Annotated in this window: 16 protein-coding genes; 9 read left to right on the forward strand and 7 right to left on the reverse strand. The window is 64.6% G+C overall.

Features of this window, described 5'->3' with window-relative positions:
* Positions 1-218: 218 nt before the first annotated feature.
* The 3 genes from IVA75_RS28005 to IVA75_RS28015 all read left to right on the forward strand — a co-directional run bounded on the left by IVA75_RS28005 (position 219) and on the right by IVA75_RS28015 (position 4,208).
* Entirely contained in the window at positions 219-1,754 is a 1,536-nt protein-coding gene (locus IVA75_RS28005; RefSeq protein WP_247282442.1) for a heme peroxidase family protein, read from the forward strand.
* Between the two features lie 263 nt (positions 1,755-2,017).
* A complete protein-coding gene (locus IVA75_RS28010; RefSeq protein WP_247282443.1) occupies positions 2,018-3,619 on the forward strand; it encodes a hypothetical protein in 1,602 nt (533 codons plus the stop codon).
* A gap of 22 nt (positions 3,620-3,641) precedes the next feature.
* Entirely contained in the window at positions 3,642-4,208 is a 567-nt protein-coding gene (locus IVA75_RS28015) for a hypothetical protein (protein ID WP_247282444.1), read from the forward strand.
* 45 nt (positions 4,209-4,253) lie between these two features.
* Here IVA75_RS28015 and IVA75_RS28020 read toward each other — a convergent pair whose 3' ends face one another.
* Positions 4,254-4,772, reverse strand: a complete 519-nt coding sequence (locus IVA75_RS28020; protein WP_247282445.1) for a hypothetical protein — start codon at positions 4,770-4,772, stop codon at positions 4,254-4,256.
* A 37-nt stretch (positions 4,773-4,809) separates the two neighbouring features.
* Positions 4,810-6,357, reverse strand: a complete 1,548-nt coding sequence (locus tag IVA75_RS28025; RefSeq protein ID WP_247282446.1) for an acetolactate synthase large subunit — start codon at positions 6,355-6,357, stop codon at positions 4,810-4,812.
* A 257-nt stretch (positions 6,358-6,614) separates the two neighbouring features.
* Between IVA75_RS28025 and IVA75_RS28030 the strand changes: the two genes are divergently transcribed.
* On the forward strand, positions 6,615-7,193 hold the full coding sequence (locus tag IVA75_RS28030) for a L,D-transpeptidase (RefSeq protein ID WP_027565212.1): 579 nt from the start codon (positions 6,615-6,617) through the stop codon (positions 7,191-7,193).
* A 69-nt stretch (positions 7,194-7,262) separates the two neighbouring features.
* Positions 7,263-8,078 carry a DUF2927 domain-containing protein gene (locus IVA75_RS28035; RefSeq protein ID WP_247282447.1) on the forward strand — a complete coding sequence of 272 codons (816 nt, stop codon included), beginning with the start codon at positions 7,263-7,265 and terminating at the stop codon, positions 8,076-8,078.
* Between the two features lie 36 nt (positions 8,079-8,114).
* Here the strand turns inward: IVA75_RS28035 and IVA75_RS28040 are convergent, their stop codons facing one another.
* Complete coding sequence (locus IVA75_RS28040) at positions 8,115-8,921, reverse strand: class I SAM-dependent methyltransferase (protein WP_027565214.1); 807 nt, start codon at positions 8,919-8,921, stop codon at positions 8,115-8,117.
* Positions 8,922-9,024: 103 nt separating this feature from the next.
* Positions 9,025-10,152, reverse strand: a complete 1,128-nt coding sequence (locus IVA75_RS28045) for a threonine synthase (RefSeq protein WP_247282448.1) — start codon at positions 10,150-10,152, stop codon at positions 9,025-9,027.
* 387 nt (positions 10,153-10,539) lie between these two features.
* On the opposite strand from IVA75_RS28045, the gene IVA75_RS28050 reads away from it, so the two are divergent.
* The 4 genes from IVA75_RS28050 (at position 10,540) to IVA75_RS28065 (ending at position 14,014) form a co-directional block, all read left to right on the forward strand.
* Positions 10,540-11,796, forward strand: a complete 1,257-nt coding sequence (locus IVA75_RS28050; RefSeq protein ID WP_007614497.1) for a GTP cyclohydrolase II — start codon at positions 10,540-10,542, stop codon at positions 11,794-11,796.
* Positions 11,797-11,803: 7 nt separating this feature from the next.
* Positions 11,804-13,042, forward strand: coding sequence for a URC4/urg3 family protein (locus IVA75_RS28055; protein WP_247282449.1), 1,239 nt, complete (start codon positions 11,804-11,806; stop codon positions 13,040-13,042).
* Positions 13,043-13,096: 54 nt separating this feature from the next.
* Complete coding sequence (upp, locus tag IVA75_RS28060) at positions 13,097-13,726, forward strand: uracil phosphoribosyltransferase (protein WP_247282450.1); 630 nt, start codon at positions 13,097-13,099, stop codon at positions 13,724-13,726.
* Between the two features lie 78 nt (positions 13,727-13,804).
* Entirely contained in the window at positions 13,805-14,014 is a 210-nt protein-coding gene (locus IVA75_RS28065; protein WP_247282451.1) for a hypothetical protein, read from the forward strand.
* 15 nt (positions 14,015-14,029) lie between these two features.
* Here IVA75_RS28065 and IVA75_RS28070 read toward each other — a convergent pair whose 3' ends face one another.
* The 3 genes from IVA75_RS28070 to IVA75_RS28080 all read right to left on the reverse strand — a co-directional run bounded on the left by IVA75_RS28070 (position 14,030) and on the right by IVA75_RS28080 (position 16,875).
* Positions 14,030-14,509, reverse strand: coding sequence for a DUF305 domain-containing protein (locus tag IVA75_RS28070; RefSeq protein WP_247282452.1), 480 nt, complete (start codon positions 14,507-14,509; stop codon positions 14,030-14,032).
* Positions 14,510-14,610: 101 nt separating this feature from the next.
* Positions 14,611-15,717, reverse strand: a complete 1,107-nt coding sequence (locus IVA75_RS28075; protein WP_247282453.1) for a M48 family metallopeptidase — start codon at positions 15,715-15,717, stop codon at positions 14,611-14,613.
* A gap of 3 nt (positions 15,718-15,720) precedes the next feature.
* Positions 15,721-16,875 carry a YjgN family protein gene (locus IVA75_RS28080; protein WP_247282454.1) on the reverse strand — a complete coding sequence of 385 codons (1,155 nt, stop codon included), beginning with the start codon at positions 16,873-16,875 and terminating at the stop codon, positions 15,721-15,723.
* Positions 16,876-17,057 lie beyond the last annotated feature (182 nt).

Here is a 17,057-nt window from a genome sequence, read left to right on the forward strand (position 1 = left end):
CGTCCGTCGATGACGAGAATGTTATCCGTCATCGCCACGAAGAAATTCACGATGCGCAGCCGTGGCTTGCGGGAAAGCCGCACCTACCGAAAATTTCGATGCCGGGCAATTGTGATCCATCTCGCTCGTGACAAGCTTGATCGCGCCTAGGCTGCAAACCCCAGCGCGAGAAACTTGAGCCCGAACTGTTTCATTCGACTTTTCAGGAAGGTGTTTCAATGAGCAGCCGCCACGCAATTGTTCCGCGCGGTCTGAACGCAACGCGTTCGCCGCTTTCGCAAGGCCGCTTCGGCCGCATGTTCCGCAAGCTCGCACCGGCCAAATTCGGCCCGAACGATTCCGGCACGATCGCAAACCTGTCGGCGCTCGCCGACAAGATGATCGCCGGCTTCGACGGGCCGAAGGACGGGCCGGACGCGGAAGAGAGCGGCATTCCTTCGCTCTACACTTATTTCGGCCAGTTCGTCGACCACGACATCACCTTCGATCCGGTCAGCTCTCTGACCAAGCAGCAGGATCCCGACGGGCTCGTCGACTTCCGCACGCCGTCGCTCGACATGGATAATGTCTACGGCCGCGGTCCGAACGACCAGCCCTACATGTATGACGGCATCAAGTTTCGGCTCGGCGAGAAGGTCACGGGCGCGGGCGTGCCCGATGCGGTCGACCTGCCGCGCTTCAAGGGCCGCGCGCTGATCGGCGATCCCCGCAACGACGAGAACAGCATCGTCTCGCAATTCCAGGCCTTGATGCTGCGCTTTCACAACCGCATGGTCGACGACAATGACAGCCTGTCGTTCGAAGACGTGCAGCAGCGCGTTCGATTCCACTATCAGTACGTGGTGCTGAACGACTTCCTGCCGCGCATCGTCCACGCCAGCGTGCTGGACGAGCTGAAGACCGCAGGTCACTACGACCGCAGCAAGCTCGCTTACTACCATTGGAAGACCTATCCGTTCATGCCGGTCGAGTTCTCGGTCGCGGCCTACCGGCTCGGGCACTCCATGATCCGCCCCGGCTACCGGCTCAACGACGCGGCCAACATGCTGCTGCAGATCTTCCCCGATCCCAACAATCCCGACCACAACGCACTGACCGGCTTCCGTGCGATGGGACCGGGACGTGCCATGGACTGGGGCCGCTTCATCGATCTCGACACGCGCCCCTATGGCGTCGAGGACGACGACACCAATCCCGACAACAAGAGGCGGCTGCAGTTCGCCTATCGCATCGATGCCTCGCTGGTGGACCCGCTGCGCAAGCTGCCGCCGGAAGTCGCCTCCAATCCGGCGTCGCTCGCGCTGCGCAATCTCGAGCGCAGCTGGCGGCTCGGGCTGCCGTCGGGCCAGGCCGTCGCCAGGGCGATGAACCTGACGCCGCTGAGCGACGACGACATCATCATCGGCAAGGCGGTCGACGAGCCCGGGACGGGCGATCCGCAAGTCAAGATCGCGACCATCGCGAACGGCGTGTTTGCCGACAACTGCCCGCTGTGGGCCTACATCCTCGCCGAGGCGCGGCAAAACGCGACGGACATGGCAATCCCCGCCACCGGCGGGCCCGCCACGGTCAGGACACCGCAGCTCGGACCGGTCGGCGGTCGCATCGTCGCCGAGGTCTTCCTCGGCATGATGTTCGGAGATAATTCCTCCGTGCTGTCGCTCGACCCGCAATGGACGCCGGTGACCGGCTCCGGGTTCGCGCTGAAGGACCTCGTCGCCTACGCGCTCGGCCAAGGCGATCCGCTGCATTGAGCGGATGAGGGACGATGATGCAAGGCCGCTCGTCGTGCGAGCGGCCTTGTGGCCCACTCCCCTCGACGCGCGGGCGGATGGATCCTGGCAGGCGTGCTTCCCTAACGCAAATCTGTCCGCTTCCTGTTGACTCGCATGTCGAATGGAGAAATCCTTTAGCAACGCAGTTGCCATTGCCAATCTCAGCAGTACGAACTTCGGCGCCCTCGGTTTTATCGGCGCCATCTGACCAGATTTATTCTGAACAGAAAACGGAGGGGCCGATGCGCGCGCTCGCCTTGAGAACCATTTCTCTTCTCGCTCTCGCTACCCTAGGCTCGATTTCCGGCACGCCTGCCGCACGCGCGGAGGACGGGGCCGACGAGCAATTTGGCAAGGTGCACTTCCAGACGTCCTGCAACGAGGTGGCGCAGCGCCGCTTTGATCGCGGGATGCGTTATCAGCACTCGTTCTGGTACCGGCCCGCAAAGGAAATTTTCGAGGAGACGCTGCAGGCCGATCCGGAATGCGCGATCGCCTATTGGGGCATTGCCCTGAGCCTGCTGTACAATCCGCATTTTGCCGCGCCGAAGGAAAACCTCACCGGAGGTCTCGCCGCGCTGCAGAAGGCCAAGGCACTCGGCGCCAAGAGCGAACGCGAACGTGACTATATCGACGCGCTGCTGGCCTTCTATTCGGGCGACGAAAAGACGACGTTTGGCCAGCGCGCGCAGTCCTATCTCAAGGCAACCGAAGCCGTCGCCGCGCGCTATCCCGATGATGACGAGGCGCAGATCGCCTACGCCATCACGCTGAATGTCACGGCGTCACCAAACGACAAGTCCTATGCCAACCAGCTCAAGGGCGCCGCTATCCTGGAGCCGATCTTCAAGCGCCAGCCGCGGCATCCCGGCGTCGCGCATTACCTGATCCATCTCTATGACTATCCGGCGATCGCAGGGCAAGGACTCGACGCTGCCAAGCGCTACTCCGAGATCGCGCCGGCGGCACCGCACGCCTTGCATATGCCGTCGCACATCTTCACGCGCGTCGGCTACTGGAACGAATCCATTGACGCCAATAGCCGTTCCGCCAAGGCTGCCAAGGAGGGCAAGGACCCCAGCGAGCAGCTGCATGCCGACGACTATATGGTCTACGCGCTGCTCCAGCTTGCGCAAGACAGCCGAGCCAGCGACGTCATCGCGGACATGGTTGCGACCACCGGCTATGCGCCGGCTGTCCGCGCCGGTCCCTACGCGATCGCGGCCAGCCAAGCGCGCTATATGGTCGAGCGCGGTGATTGGCAGGGTGCTGCCGCGCTGAAGGTCGAGCCGAGCCGGTTTGCCTATGTCGACGCCATCACCTATTTCGCCCGCGCCCTTGGCGCCGCGCGCTCCGGCAATGCAGACGCGGCAACGGCGGACATCGCCAAGCTGGCGGAGTTGCGGGACAAGCTGCAGCAGGACAAGGACGCTTATTGGGCCGAAATCGTGGACATTCAGCGGCAGGTCGCTACAGCCTGGCAGCTCAACGCCTTGGGGAAACAGGCGGATGCGTTGGAAGCGATGCGCCTTGCCGCCGATGCCGAAGACAAGACCGAAAAATCCATCGTGACGCCGGGTCCGCTTGCCCCCGCACGCGAGCTTTACGGGACCATGCTGCTCGAACGCGGCATGGCGACGGAGGCATTGGTCGCGTTCGAAAGCACGATGCGCAAGGAGCCGAACCGCTTTGGCGCGACGATCGGCGCCGCTCACGCGGCCGAGAAAGCGGGGGATACTGTGAAGGCCCGCCAGTATTACGCCAAAGTCGTCGAAACGGCGAGAAATGGCGACTCATCTCGGGAAGACCTCGCGGCCGCACGAAAGTTGATGGCTCAGAATTAGCAAAGGTGCCGCGGCAACTTCCATGCGCCTGACAAGCAAATTCGTTGCAATCAGCGCAGCCAGTGCGCTGCTCTGTGCAGCCGCAGCGCTCTGGATATTGCGATCCGGCGAACCGGCACGCGCAACAGCGGCCTCCGGCGAGGTCCGCCCGGTGTGGACGGAAATCGACTGGCCTTTCGGCGCGGATCCCTGGGGGAAAGGAAAGGCGTTTCGCTGCAAGGCCGAAGATTGCGGCGGCGAGGTCCAGCTCTACGTTCGCCCCAAGCTCGGCTTTTGCAATTGCGCCACCGGCGTTGCCGACGACGGCGACCTCGAACAGATGGGCGACCTGGCGCTGATTGGGAAGGCAACGCCGACGGCTGCCGGCCGAGAGATCGTCGTCGGTCCGATGCGCGGCCGCAGCCGGGCATATCGCGTTGAGGGGAATCCGAAGGCCGCGCTCTCACTCGCCTTCAATCAACGCTGCGACATGGTGGCCGCGACGGCTTTGCTCGCACCGGGCGCGACCGCGTCACTGGAGCCGGCGGTGCTGTCATTCCTCAATAGCGACCGCATGCTGAAATGGGCTGAGATCGCGCTTGGGTTATGACTCAAAGCAATAGCTGAATTAAAGGCGACAATCTCGACACGCGCCTTACCGCGCAGCCCTCAGGCCGATCTCCTCCAACCGCGTCGCGAACCAGCGCGACAGCGGCTGATCGAGGACGCCGCTGACATAGACTTCCGAGATCGTCACATGGTGCTTGTCCAGCACCAGCAGCACGCCGATCCAATACGCGAACCAGACATGCGCATCGGTCAGCGCCATCAGCTTGTGCTGGTCGTGGTCGAGTGCGGTGTGATTGCTCGCCTTGCGGATCTCCACGGTGAGCAAATTGTTCGGGATCTCGCGCTGATGCACCACGACGTCAGGGTAGATCGACTTGCCCAGATGATCGTCGGTCGAGATGATGGTGCCGTGCGGCAGATGCAGCGTACGCTCGCCGAGCCGGTCGTAGTTGCAGTCGACCGACCAGCCGGAGAATTGCTTCTCCAGATATACGGCGAAGCGGTGCGTGATGGCACGCTCGCCGATGTCCTTCTCGAACAGGAATGCTTCGTGGGCGTAGAAGTCCCGGAGCGCCGCGATCACCTTGTTCAGCTCGGTCTGCATCTTGCCTCGGGGCCCTCGGCGCTCCTGATGCGGTGCCCTACATCTGGACTTCGATCAGCCGCGGCCCGGGCTCGGCAACGGCTTCGGCCAGCGCCTTGTTGAACTCGTCCGCGTTGGTGACGGCGCGGCCGGGCACGCCCATGCCCTTGGCCAGCGCCACGAAATCCAGCGTCGGCCGGTCGAGACGAAGCATGTCATTGGCGCGCTGGCCGGGCTCGCCAGCGCCGACATTGTCGAACTCGCCGCGCAGGATCTGGTAGATGCGATTGGCGAACACGATGGTGACGATGTTGAGGTTTTCTCTCGCCTGCGTCCACAGCGACTGGATCGTGTACATCGCACTGCCGTCGCCGACCATGCAGATCACCTTGCGATCCGGGCAGGCGATCGCGGCGCCGATCGAGAGCGGCGTCGAGAAGCCGATCGAGCCGCCCATGTTCTGGAGCCAGTCATGCGGAGCAGCCGCCGCGGTCGGCGGGAAGAAGGCGCGCCCGGTGGTGAGGGATTCGTCGACCAGGATCGCATTCTCGGGAATCGCATAGGCGATCGACTGGGCGATCGAGGCGTGGGTCAATGCGCCGGTCGGCTTGAGCAGCTCGGCCGCGGCCTGCGGCTTGACGTCCTTCGCGCTGGCCTTCACCGCGCCGGCGAGCGCTTCCAGCGCCGCGACCGAATTCTCACCCCAGGAGGTCATGCGATGCACGTCGCAGCCCTCGGGCTTGAGGATGCTCGGCTTGTTCGGATAGGCGAAGAACGCCACGGGATCGTCGGACTCGACCAGCACGATATGGCGGAACCTCGCCAGCATCTGCAGCGCGTTGTCGATCACGTAGTGGATACGATCGATCGAGAAGCGGCCGCGGCCGCGCGCCATCCTGGGACGGAAGGTCGGGCCCATCACGGTGCAGCCGGTCTTGGCGGCGATACGCTCGGCCAGCGCCAGGCCCTGCTCGCTCAGCGCACTGCCGGTCATCAGCAGCAGCGTGCCCTCGCCGTCGCCATGCAGGATCTTGGCGGCCTGCTCGACCGCCTGCGGCGAATAGCTCGCGCGCTGCTGCTCGGCCGGAACCTCGGCGATGCCGTCCGCTTCGTTCCAGGCGGTGTCGGCGGGCAGGATCAGGGTCGCGATCTGCGGCGGCGCGCTCTTGGCGGCGGCGATCGCCGCGGCACCATCGGCGGCGACCGATTTGGAGTTCGGCGAGGTCCGGACCCAGGACGACATCGGCCGGGCCAGGCCCTCGATGTCGGAGGTCAGCGGCGCGTTGTAGCCGATGTGGTAGACGGCGTGCTGGCCGACGATGTTGACGATACCGGAATTCGCTTTCTTGGCGTTGTGCAGATTGGCAAGGCCGTTGGCGAGGCCGGGACCGAGATGCAGCAGCGTCGAGGCCGGCGTGCCCTTCATGCGGAAATAACCGTCGGCGGCGCCGGTCACCACGCCTTCGAACAGGCCGAGCACGCAACGCATGCCGGGCACGCGGTCGAGCGCTGCGACAAAATGCATCTCGGAGGTGCCGGGGTTGGAGAAGCAGACGTCGACCCCGCCCTTGACCATCGTCCGCACCAGACTTTCCGCACCGTTCATCCGTCAGCTCCCGCAACCGGCAATGTTCCAACAATCCGTCCGATCAATCATTGTTCGCTCGTCTCGTCAAAGCAATAGCCGGCATCGCCGCCCTGCGATGCGCCCGTTTGGCTAATGCTTTCCGGCAAATTGGCATGGTTGCCGATTTGGTAACGCCATTCATTAAGGATGCCTCCCTCACGGTGCCGTGGCTTGCGGAAAGCTCGCAAATATGGCCTGTGACTTCAGTTGAATCGATTTTTTTGCTGGGGGAAACAATGATCCGGTTTTTTGCCGCGCCGATTGCCGCCATCGCACTGCTGTCGGCGACCGCCGGCGGCGCCTTCGCCGAGGAGTTCGACTCCCGCGACATCATGGGCGGCGGCCCGAATTTCTTCCGCGGCGGCTCGAGCCCGGTTCCCCGCACCACCGTCATGTACAACGGCAATTACGCCCCCGGCACGATCGTGGTGAACACCTCGGAGCGCCGGCTCTATCTGGTGCTCCAGAACGGTCAGGCCCTGCGTTACGGCATCGGCGTCGGCCGCGACGGCTTCCGCTGGGGCGGCGTGCACAGGATCACCGCCAAGAAGGAATGGCCGGACTGGACGCCGCCGTCGCAGATGCTGGCCCGCCGGCCGGACCTGCCGCGTCACATGAAGGGCGGCGTCGAGAATCCGCTCGGCGCGCGCGCGATGTATCTGGGCTCGACGCTCTACCGCATCCACGGCTCCAACGAGCCGGAGACGATCGGCCAGGCGGTGTCCTCGGGCTGCTTCCGCATGACCAACGACGACGTCACCGACCTCTACGGCCGCGTCGGGGTCGGCACCACCGTGGTCGTGCTGAACAACTAGCAGGAACCGGCGGGCGCGTGGATATGCGGTCTTGTGCGTCGGTTCCGAATACGGCAGCGTCGCCTGGCAATGAGCGCATTGGCCCCGTCTTCGTCCGGCTTTCGCATCGCCCTGCTGGCACTCGCCACCGTCGCGTTTGCCCCTGACACCGCTACCATCGCCGTCGCGGGCGAATTGCCCGCGGTCGCCTCGCGCCAGCGCGCCGAGAAGAAGAGCTTTACCGACGGCGAAATCGTCGATGGCTTTCTGAAGACGGCGTTCGGCGCCGAATACCATCTTGCCGGCCGCGTCGACCGCATCCGCAAGTTCGACGGACCGGTGCGCGTGTTCGCCGAGAGCGACCGCGCCGACCGCAAGACGCAGCTCGCGAAAGTCGTAGCCGACATCGGCAAGCGCGTGCAGCATCTCGACATCGCCATGATCGACAGCAGCGAGGCCGCGAATGTGCGGGTGAAGCTCGTGCGCGACCGCGATCTGTTCCGCACCATCTCAAGCTTCTACGGTGCGGAGAAGGCCCGCGAGATCCGCACCTCGCTCGATCCGCAATGCCTGTCCGGCTTCCGCAAGAACGACAATTTCGAGATCGAGCATTCCGACGTCATCCTCACGGTCGACAACGGCGATTTCACCTTCCTCGACTGCGCCTATGAGGAGCTGCTGCAATCGCTCGGCCCGATCAACGACACCGCGAGCGTGCCCTGGACCATGTTCAACGACAACGTCTCGATGGGCTATTTCGACGTCTACGACCAGTACATCCTCAACCTGCTCTACGATCCCCGCATCAAGGCCGGCATGACCATACAGGAGGTCAAGGCGGTGCTGCCCGGCGTGCTCGCCGATGTGCGCATTTGGGTGAGGCGTGTGAACGATTTGAAGGAATAGAGGCGCTCTTCCCCCGCAAGGGAGAAGAGAAAGCAGTCACACCTTCCTCGCCTTCGACATCAAAAATTGCTGGCGCATCACGTTGTTGCTTCCGTCGTAATATTCGGAAATCAGCGCCTCGAACTCGTTGCGAAAACTCCGCAGCCTGTCCGGTTCGTCCTTGTACTGGGCAATGAGCTTGATCAAAGGGCCGATCGTCGTTTCCATGGTGCGGCGGAAATGCTGCGGGCTGAGTGCGGACGGCGTCATGATGTCCATGTCGAAGGCGATGTCCTTCGCTTTCCCTGCGAGACGTTCGGCGACGATCTTGGGATCGCCCCACGACACCGGTGATGCCACGCCCTCGGGCGGCGGCAGATGGCGGGAGATCAGCGCGAACATCCGCCCGACATAGAGATGCGGCGGCCAGGTGGAGAAGGCGATGGTGCCGCCGGGCTTCAGCACGCGCAGCATCTCGCCGATGGCGACCTCGGGACGCGGCGCGAACATGTGGCCGAACTGGCTGAGCACCACGTCGAACTCGTTGTCGCCATAGGGCAGGCTTTCGGCGTCGCCCTCGGCAAAGTCGACATCGAGGTTCGCCAGCTGCGCGTGCTCGCGGGCGCGATCGATCAGGACCGGCGACAGGTCGAGGCCCCTGACCTTCGCACCGCGGCGCGCCGCCGTGATCGCGGCAACGCCGGTGCCGCATCCGACGTCGAGCAGCCTTTGGCCGGTCGCGACTCCGGCGAAGCTCACGAGCTTGGCGGCCGAGGGTGTCGTGAACACTTCCATCGGCGTGAACAGCGACCAGGCTTCCTTCTGGACGGCCTTGAAACCAGCAAACGGGTCTTGATCGGGCATGGAACTCTCCCTTCGCTCGATGTCGGCCTTCATGAGGCTGACGACGGATGCCAAAGGTTCAACGCGGTCCCATGACGGCGACGGCTTCGCCTCCTTCGCGCTCCTATTGCACGAGATCGGCGACGATGGTCGCAGCCTTGAGGCCGGTGCCGGTGAGGACGGCGACCGTGGTTTCGTTCGCCTTGATGGCACCCGTGGCGGATAGTTTGTCCAGCGCGGCGGCAGCACTGGCACTGGTCGGCTCGGCGAACAGGCCCTGCCGCGCAAGGCGCCGCAGCGCTGCGACAATCTCATCCTCGGTGAGCGCGACGGTGCCGCCGCCGCTCTCGCGCAACGCGCCGATGATCTCGCGCAGGCGCAGCGGATGCTTGATCGCGGTGCCTTCGGCGATGGTCTTGTTGACCTCGCGCGCAACAGGCGTGTCGACGCCCGCCTTGAAGCTCGCATCGATCGGCGAGCAATTGAGCGGCTGCGCCGCAAACAGGCGCGGCAGCCTGGTGATCTGACCAGCCTTCAACAGCTCACGGAAACCAAAAGCGCAACCGAGCAGAGAGCTGCCGGCGCCGACCGGGACGATGACGTTGTCGGGGGCGCGAAAGCCGAGATCTTCCCATATCTCATAGGCGAGCGACTTGGTGCCTTCGAGAAAGAACGGCTGCCAGTTGTGGCTGGCATAAAAGGTTTGTTGCGACTGGCGGATGGCCTCGGCCTCCGATTCCTCGCGCGGTCCCTCGACGAGCTGCACCGATGCGCCATAGGCACGGACCTGCGCGATCTTGGCCGGTGACGTCGATGCCGGCGCGAGAATCTTCACACGCATGCCGCCGGCGGCACCGAGACCCGCCATCGACGAGCCGCCATTGCCGGACGAGTCCTCCAGAATGGCGTCGACGCCGATCTGCCGCAGGAACGACAGCATCACGGCGGAGCCCCGGTCCTTGAAGCTGCCGGTCGGGTTGAACCATTCGAGCTTGAAGAACGGGCGCAGCTCGCCCCAGGCCTGCTGCACCAGCGGCGTGCAGCCTTCGCCGAGCGTGATCGAAGTCGTGATCTCGACCGGCAGCGCCGCCCGGTAGCGCCAGAGCGATCGCGTGCGGCCGTCGATGTCCTCGCGCGACATCCCGGCCCCCGCCGTCACCAGCAGCGGCGTGCGCTCGTCCGAGCACCAGCGCGGCTGGTCCAGCGGATAGAGCTTTCCGTTGCGAGGGTCGATGTAGGTAGCGGCGGACATGGCGGTCTCCCGGGCAGGCGATAGGGCAAAGGCGATCTGGGCGTTTGGTTTGATGACACGTTTTGTCCGGAAACTCGACGCCCGCCACGCAAGCCGCGCGGCGCCTCTTGAAAACTAGAAAACCATAATTACTTCATAAGCTTACTGCGATAGCGGCGAGGTCCGCCAGTGCGGTGGCGTGGCACTCGGGCAGGCGCTGCCGGGTTGCGGGATGACGGGAATTTGGCCGCGAGCCGCCCTGCTCCGCGCAGCACGATTAACTTGTCTGTCGCGACTGCCCGCTACAATATGTTGGATTGAGCTCGCGCCGCCGGTGTTCCGCATCGGCAGCGCGACGAGCCAAGGCCCGTCCGAGCGGCGGGCCGTTGGCTTTTTAGGAGTTTGGTCATGAGCCGCGCGAACCGTACCGACCACATCCGCCTCACCTCCCATCCGGAGCCGGGCAGGACAGCTGCCTTCCCGATCCACTGGGGCGCCGCCGACGCACGGGCCCGCGGGCCGATCATCGGCACGGTGTCGCGCGCCGGGGATCGCAACGTGATCGGCAGCCATGGCGGCTCCTATGCGATGTACCGCGCGCTCGCGGTGTCCGCCGGCGCGCTCGATCCGATTCGTAGACCCGATCTCACCAACACGTTTCCCGCGGCGACCATCGGGCCATTCCCGCAATGGAGCGATCCCGCCAAGATCGTCGCGCTCGATCCCTGGGGGCATCTCGTCGCCGAAAATTTCGGCAAGGACATCGCTGAGGGCATCGACATCAGGCCGAGCATCGCGGTGACGCGGGCGCGGCTGGATCTGCCGGAGATCCGCGAGGCGCTCGCCGCCAAGCGCCTGCGCGCCGACGGCGACGTCGTGCATGCCAATGGCAGCGTGTCGGTGGTGAAGATCGCGATCGATCCGGTCTGGTATCTGCCGGGCCTTGCGGAGCGCTTTGCGACCAACGAGACCGAGCTGCGGCGCACGCTGTTCGAGCAGACCGCCGGCATGTTCCCCGAGCTGGTGACCCGGCCGGACATGAAGGTGTTTCTGCCGCCGATCGGCGGCACCACCGTCTACATGTTCGGCGACGTCACCAAGCTGCCGGACCATCGCACCAAGATCACCTGCCGCGTGCATGACGAGTGCAACGGCTCCGACGTGTTCGGCTCCGACATCTGCACCTGCCGCCCCTACCTCATTCACGGCATCGAGGAATCCGCGCGCGGCGCGCAGGAGGGCGGACTCGGGCTCGTGATCTACAACCGCAAGGAAGGCCGCGCGCTCGGCGAGGTCACGAAATTCCTGGTCTACAACGCGCGCAAGCGCCAGGAAGACGGCGATGCCGCCGCCGCCTATTTCGAGCGCACCGAATGCGTCGCCGGCGTCCAGGACGCGCGCTTCCAGCAATTGATGCCCGACACCATCCACTGGCTCGGCCTGAAGCGCATCGACCGCTTCCTGTCGATGAGCGACATGAAGCATGACGCATTGACCTCGCAGGGCATCGACATCGTCGAGCGCGTGCCGATCCCGCCCGAGCTCATTCCCGCCGATGCCTATGTCGAGATCGCCGCGAAGAAGGCCGCCGGCTATTACTCCACCGACATCGCGCCGGAGAAGGACGTCGATGGCGTGGTCGGGCGTTCGCTGGAAAAATACTGATTGATTGATGGCAGACGCTCTGGAATTGCAGGCCCGTTCGCTGCTCAGCGCAGCAGCGGTTCGCGCGCGTGCCGGCGACATGTTCGAGATCGGCCTGAACGACGGGCTGACGCATTTCACGATCGATCTCGATCGCATGGATGGCGTTGCCGACGCCGTTCTCGCCGTGACGCGCGAGGCCTATCCGACGCTGGAGATTCCGTTCCATGCGCGCTGGCGGCATTTCGTGCTCGGCGGCGTCGATCGCTGGGCGCGGCTTGCGGATGCGGCGCCGTGGCCCCATCGCGCGGCACGGGCACGCGCGGAGTTCGACCTTGCCATCGTCAGCGTGCTGCTCGATGCCGGCGCGGGTGCGGCGTGGCGATACCGCGACGCCGTGACGGGACGGAGCATCGGCCGATCCGAAGGACTCGCGATTGCAAGCCTCGACATGTTCGCGAGCGGTCTTTTTTCCCGCGATCCCCGCGCACCCTTCAGGGCCGATGCGGACATCCTTGCTAAACTGCCCCTCGCCTCCCTCACCTCCGCCTTTCAGCTGAGCGATGCCAATCCGCTGCTCGGGCTCGAAGGGCGGACCGATCTGCTGCGACGCCTGGGCAAGCTGGTGACGGAGCGCGCGGACGTGTTCGGCGCGCACGATACGCCGCGGCCGGGCGGGTTGTTCGATCACATCGCGGCACAGGCGAAGGGCGGCGCTGTTCCCGCACCCGCGATTCTGTCGGCGGTGCTGAACCAGCTCGGACCGATCTGGCCGTCGCGACTGGAGCTTGCCGGAATTCCGCTCGGCGATTGCTGGCGCCATCCGGCAATCAAGGCCAGCGATGCGACCTCGGGCCTCGTGCCCCTGCACAAGCTGTCGCAATGGCTGAGCTATTCGCTGATCGAGCCGCTCCAGCGCGCCGGGTTTGACGTCACCGACATCGACGGCCTGACCGGGCTTGCCGAATACCGCAATGGCGGCCTGTTCGTCGATCAAGAGGTGTTGCGCCTGCGCGACGCCGCCGACGCCGAGCGTGCGCATGCGGTGGACTCCCTGCTCGTCGTCGAGTGGCGCGCGCTGACCGTGGCGCTGCTGGACCGGCTCGCCGAACTGGTCCGCGCCAAACTCGGCCGCACCCCTGAGACATTGCCGCTCGCCAGCATTCTGGAAGGCGGCACCTGGGCCGCGGGCCGCGCCATCGCCTTCGCGCGCCGCCCCGACGGTTCGCCGCCGCTCAAGGTGATCAGCGACGGGACGGTTTTCTAACGCGTATCCAGACGCGTCGCATTGCGCATCGATCAATTTCAGGAGCATCCCGTCATGCAAGGCGTCACGATCGTCGATCATCCGCTGGTGCAGCACAAGCTGACCCTGGTGCGGGACAAATCGATTTCGACCAAATCGTTTCGGGAGCTGATCAAGGAGATCGGCATGCTCCTGTGCTACGAGGTGACGCGCGACCTGCCGCTCACCGATACCGTTATCGAAACGCCGCTGGCGACGATGCATTCGGCCAAGATCGCGGGCAAGAAGCTGGTATTCGTGCCGATGCTCCGCGCCGGCACGACCTTCGTCGACGGCATGATGGATTTGGTGCCGACCGCGCGCGTCGCACATATCGGCCTCTATCGTGAGCCGCACAGCTTTGCGGCGGTCGAGTACTTCTTCAAATCCCCATCCGATCTCGGCGAACGCCTGGCGATCGTGGTGACGCCGGTCGTTGCGACCGCCAACACGGCTGTGGCCGCAATCGACCGGCTGAAGGAGCGCGGCGCCAAGGACATTCGCCTCGCCTGCCTGATCGCCGCCCCCGAAGGGCTCGAACGGCTGCGCGGACTGCATCCGGACGTCCCGATCTGGACGGCCGCAGTCGACGAAGGTCTCGACGAGAACGGCTTTATCCTGCCGGGCCTCGGCGACGCCGGCGACCGCGCCTACGGCACAAGATAAGCGTCGGCCTGCAAACCGCGTCACATTAGGAACAGCTTCGCTCGCGCAAGGTTTTCCTGCTCTACCATGGAGAGCACGATGACCTATCAGGATGACCGCAGAGCAGACAGAGCACGCCGCAACAGCCCGGTGGGCTGGGCGATCGGGGCGGTCTTCGTGATCGCTGTAGTCGCAGCCGTCTTCTTCTACAATGGCCGCGACGTCGGTCCGCAGACCACAACCACCAGTCCGAACAACGCGCCGAGCGTCACCACGGGCTCAACCAATCCGACCGCCCCGGCAAAGTGATACGAGGCCGCTCCGTCAGGTCGGCGGCCGCGGAGGCAGATCCTTCGCATCCGCGGGCGCGGGCTTCTCCTTGAGGTCGGCGATCAACCGTTCCATTTCGCCGATCTCCCGCACCTGGGCTTCGATGATGTCGTCGGCCAGCTTGCGGACTCGGGGATCCCTGATGTGCGCGCGCTCGCTGGTGAGAACCGCGATGGAATGATGCGGGATCATCGCCTGCATATAGGCAACGTCGGTCACGGTCTGCTGGCTACGAACGAGCCAGAGCGAAACCGCAAACACGACAGCGCTGGCAGCCAGAATGGCGACGTTCGCCGTACGATTCCTGTACATGCCCCACATGAAAGCGAGCATCACGGCGGCCATCAGCAACGCCATCCACGTCCGGGTCTGGCTGTACCAGACGTGATCCAGAGCGAAGGTGTTGAGATACATCAGAGCGAACATGATCACGGTGGAAGCCGCGATCATCGTGACGAAACGACCGTAAGCCATGAGGAACTTCCCGCTGTCTATCGGGGATAACCAGACCCCGACGGATCGTTCCTCGCCGATTGGTGATTTGGCGCGGGGCCGACGCGTCGGCGGCAAGAGATTCAGATCTTGCCGCTGCCGCAGATCCCCTTCAGCGCCTGCCACTCCGCATCCGTCAGCAGCGGCGGGCCGCTAGCGGGGCGATCCTCCTTCGTCATGCGCGCGAGGCGGTCCTCGGTCAGCGGATGGCTCGCCAGGATCGACGCGAGGCCGCCGCCTTCCTTGCCGGTGATGCGGAACATCAGTTCCGCCGCGGGTTTGGGCGAGCGGCCGAGCTTGTGCATGATCTCGATGGCAAACGTATCCGCAGCGGTCTCGGCCTCACGCGAATAGGACGCCTCGACCACGCTACGCGAGGCGAAGATCACGGCGCTCGAGCCGGTGACGTCGCCGAACAATAGGCCGATCAGGAACGAGGTGCCGCCGTTATAGATCAGGCCGCGCATGTTGTCGTAATGCTTGAGATGACCGAGTTCGTGGGCGAGGATGCCGGCAAGCTCGTCCGGGCTTTCGGCCTTGTCGAGCAGGCCCTTCAGCACGAAGACCTTGCCGCCCGGCAGCGCGAACGCGTTCGGCACCGGAGTCGGCAGCACGCCCGCGGTCATGGAATCGTCGTCCAGGCCGGCGGCATCGCGCAGGCGGTTGACCAGCTTGATGAAGGCCGCCTTCCCCGCCGCATCCTCGCACGCATTGCGGCCGAAGATGGTCTTCACCTGAACCTCCGACGCATCGCCAATACGGCGCTCGATCGGTTTCGGCACCAGCGGCGCGAGGCGGTCGGCAGCGAGCGGCACCCCGAACAGCACGACGCAGACGATGGAGACGGCGGCTGCCATCGACCAGCCGACGATCTTTGCGACGCCACGGCGCGAGGTCTGGTGGTCGTCGAGCCGCATGCAGCGCGCGGTCACGTCCGAGGCGAGCACAGCGTCGCGGATTTCCAGCCGCGCCAGCGGCGGCGCGGAAGCGCAGGCGAGCCGCAAAATGCCAGGCGGGCTGTCGGCCCGGCGGATGTCGGCATAGGCCCAGCGAACGGGCGCACCCTCTTCGAGAATCTCGAGCGCGTCACTGAGCGTCAGCGTCACCTGCCGCCTGCGGCTCGACACGCCGTCGAAGAAGATGGTCGGCTTTGCGGATTGCGCCGGGGCCTCAGCGAATACGTCACTCACAGCTCAGAATCCCGCGACATCGAGTCCATCGGCAAAGCCTTCGCCCAGCGCGCTGGCAAGCTCGGCGCTGCCGCGCACATCCGCGGCTGCGGCGATGTTGTGCACATCGACCGTTTCCAGCACCTTGGCCCAGAGATCGCGCTGGAGATAGACCCGCATGACGATGTTGAGGGCCAGGGCTAGAGCGAGGTAGCCGATGACCATCATCACCAGTGTCGGGATGCTCTTGCCGGCATTGCCGGGCCCCAACGCCTGCTCGACCGAAAGACCACTCAGCGTGACCACGAGCATGGTCGCTCCGCCGATATAGGCGGCGAAGATGGCCGAGAGCAGCGTCCACCAGCCGATCACTTTCCAGTACAGGCAGTAGAATGCGTTGTGCGGCAGTTGCGAGGACAGGCTCACGTCGCCGATGCGGATGCCGTCGAGCCACCAGCGCCACTCGCGCGCCTTGAATTCGGCATAGAAGAACGGCGCCAGCGGAAAGATCACCATTGCGATCGGGCTCAGCAGCCACAGCCACCAGGCGCGCTTGAAGAACGTCCAGCCGTCGGCTTTGAAATCGCCGCGCAAATCGCCGTAATGAGTGTGCCGCATCTTGTAGCGTTCGAGCGAGGCCTCGCGCCACGGCAATGCGAGCCCGAGCGTCAGGAACACCAGCAAGCCCCACAGCATGGCGCGGAACGAATAGGCCCAGCCCGATCCGTCCATCCAGAACCGCACGCCGCGCCAGACCGTGCGCGTCAGGCGATAGCGCCGCGCGCGAAAGATCGCAAACTGACCGAAGGCGTAGAAGCTGATGAACAGCGGCGTCGAGGCAAAGCCCTGCCAGCGCTCGAACTCGATACCGACAAGGAAGTAAGCGAGGTAGATCGGCACCAGGATCGCGAGCGCGAACAGGAAGCCGACCAGGAGCTCCTTGGCCCGCCCGGTATATTCGGCGGCGTCGCCATCAACCGCGGTGTTCGCCCACAGATGACGGCGGATGTCGGTGACGAGCCAGAACCGGTAGAAGCCGAAGGTGACGAGCTCGAGCATGGCACCCTTGGTGACCAATTTGCGAAACTCGGTACGGTTGCCGGTGAAATCGACCCGCGTGGGCGGCAGCGGTGGGGGTAAGGGTTCGGAGCCGATGGGGGCCCATTGCATGTCGTTCACGGCGGCAACCTCGGGGTGCGGACCTGGTTCGATCAAACTTATAGATCAGAGATTAGTCGATCCCCAAGATGGGCGGGTTCGATTTAGCTCGATTCCGGTCGATTTCTGGCACGATTTCACGGCCGAGGGCGTGCGCGAGATCACGTTATTGGATCAATGGCCTCGTAGCCCGGATGGAGCGC

It is taken from the genome of Bradyrhizobium sp. 134 (genome assembly GCF_023074155.1).
Classification (GTDB): Bacteria; Pseudomonadota; Alphaproteobacteria; order Rhizobiales; family Xanthobacteraceae; genus Bradyrhizobium.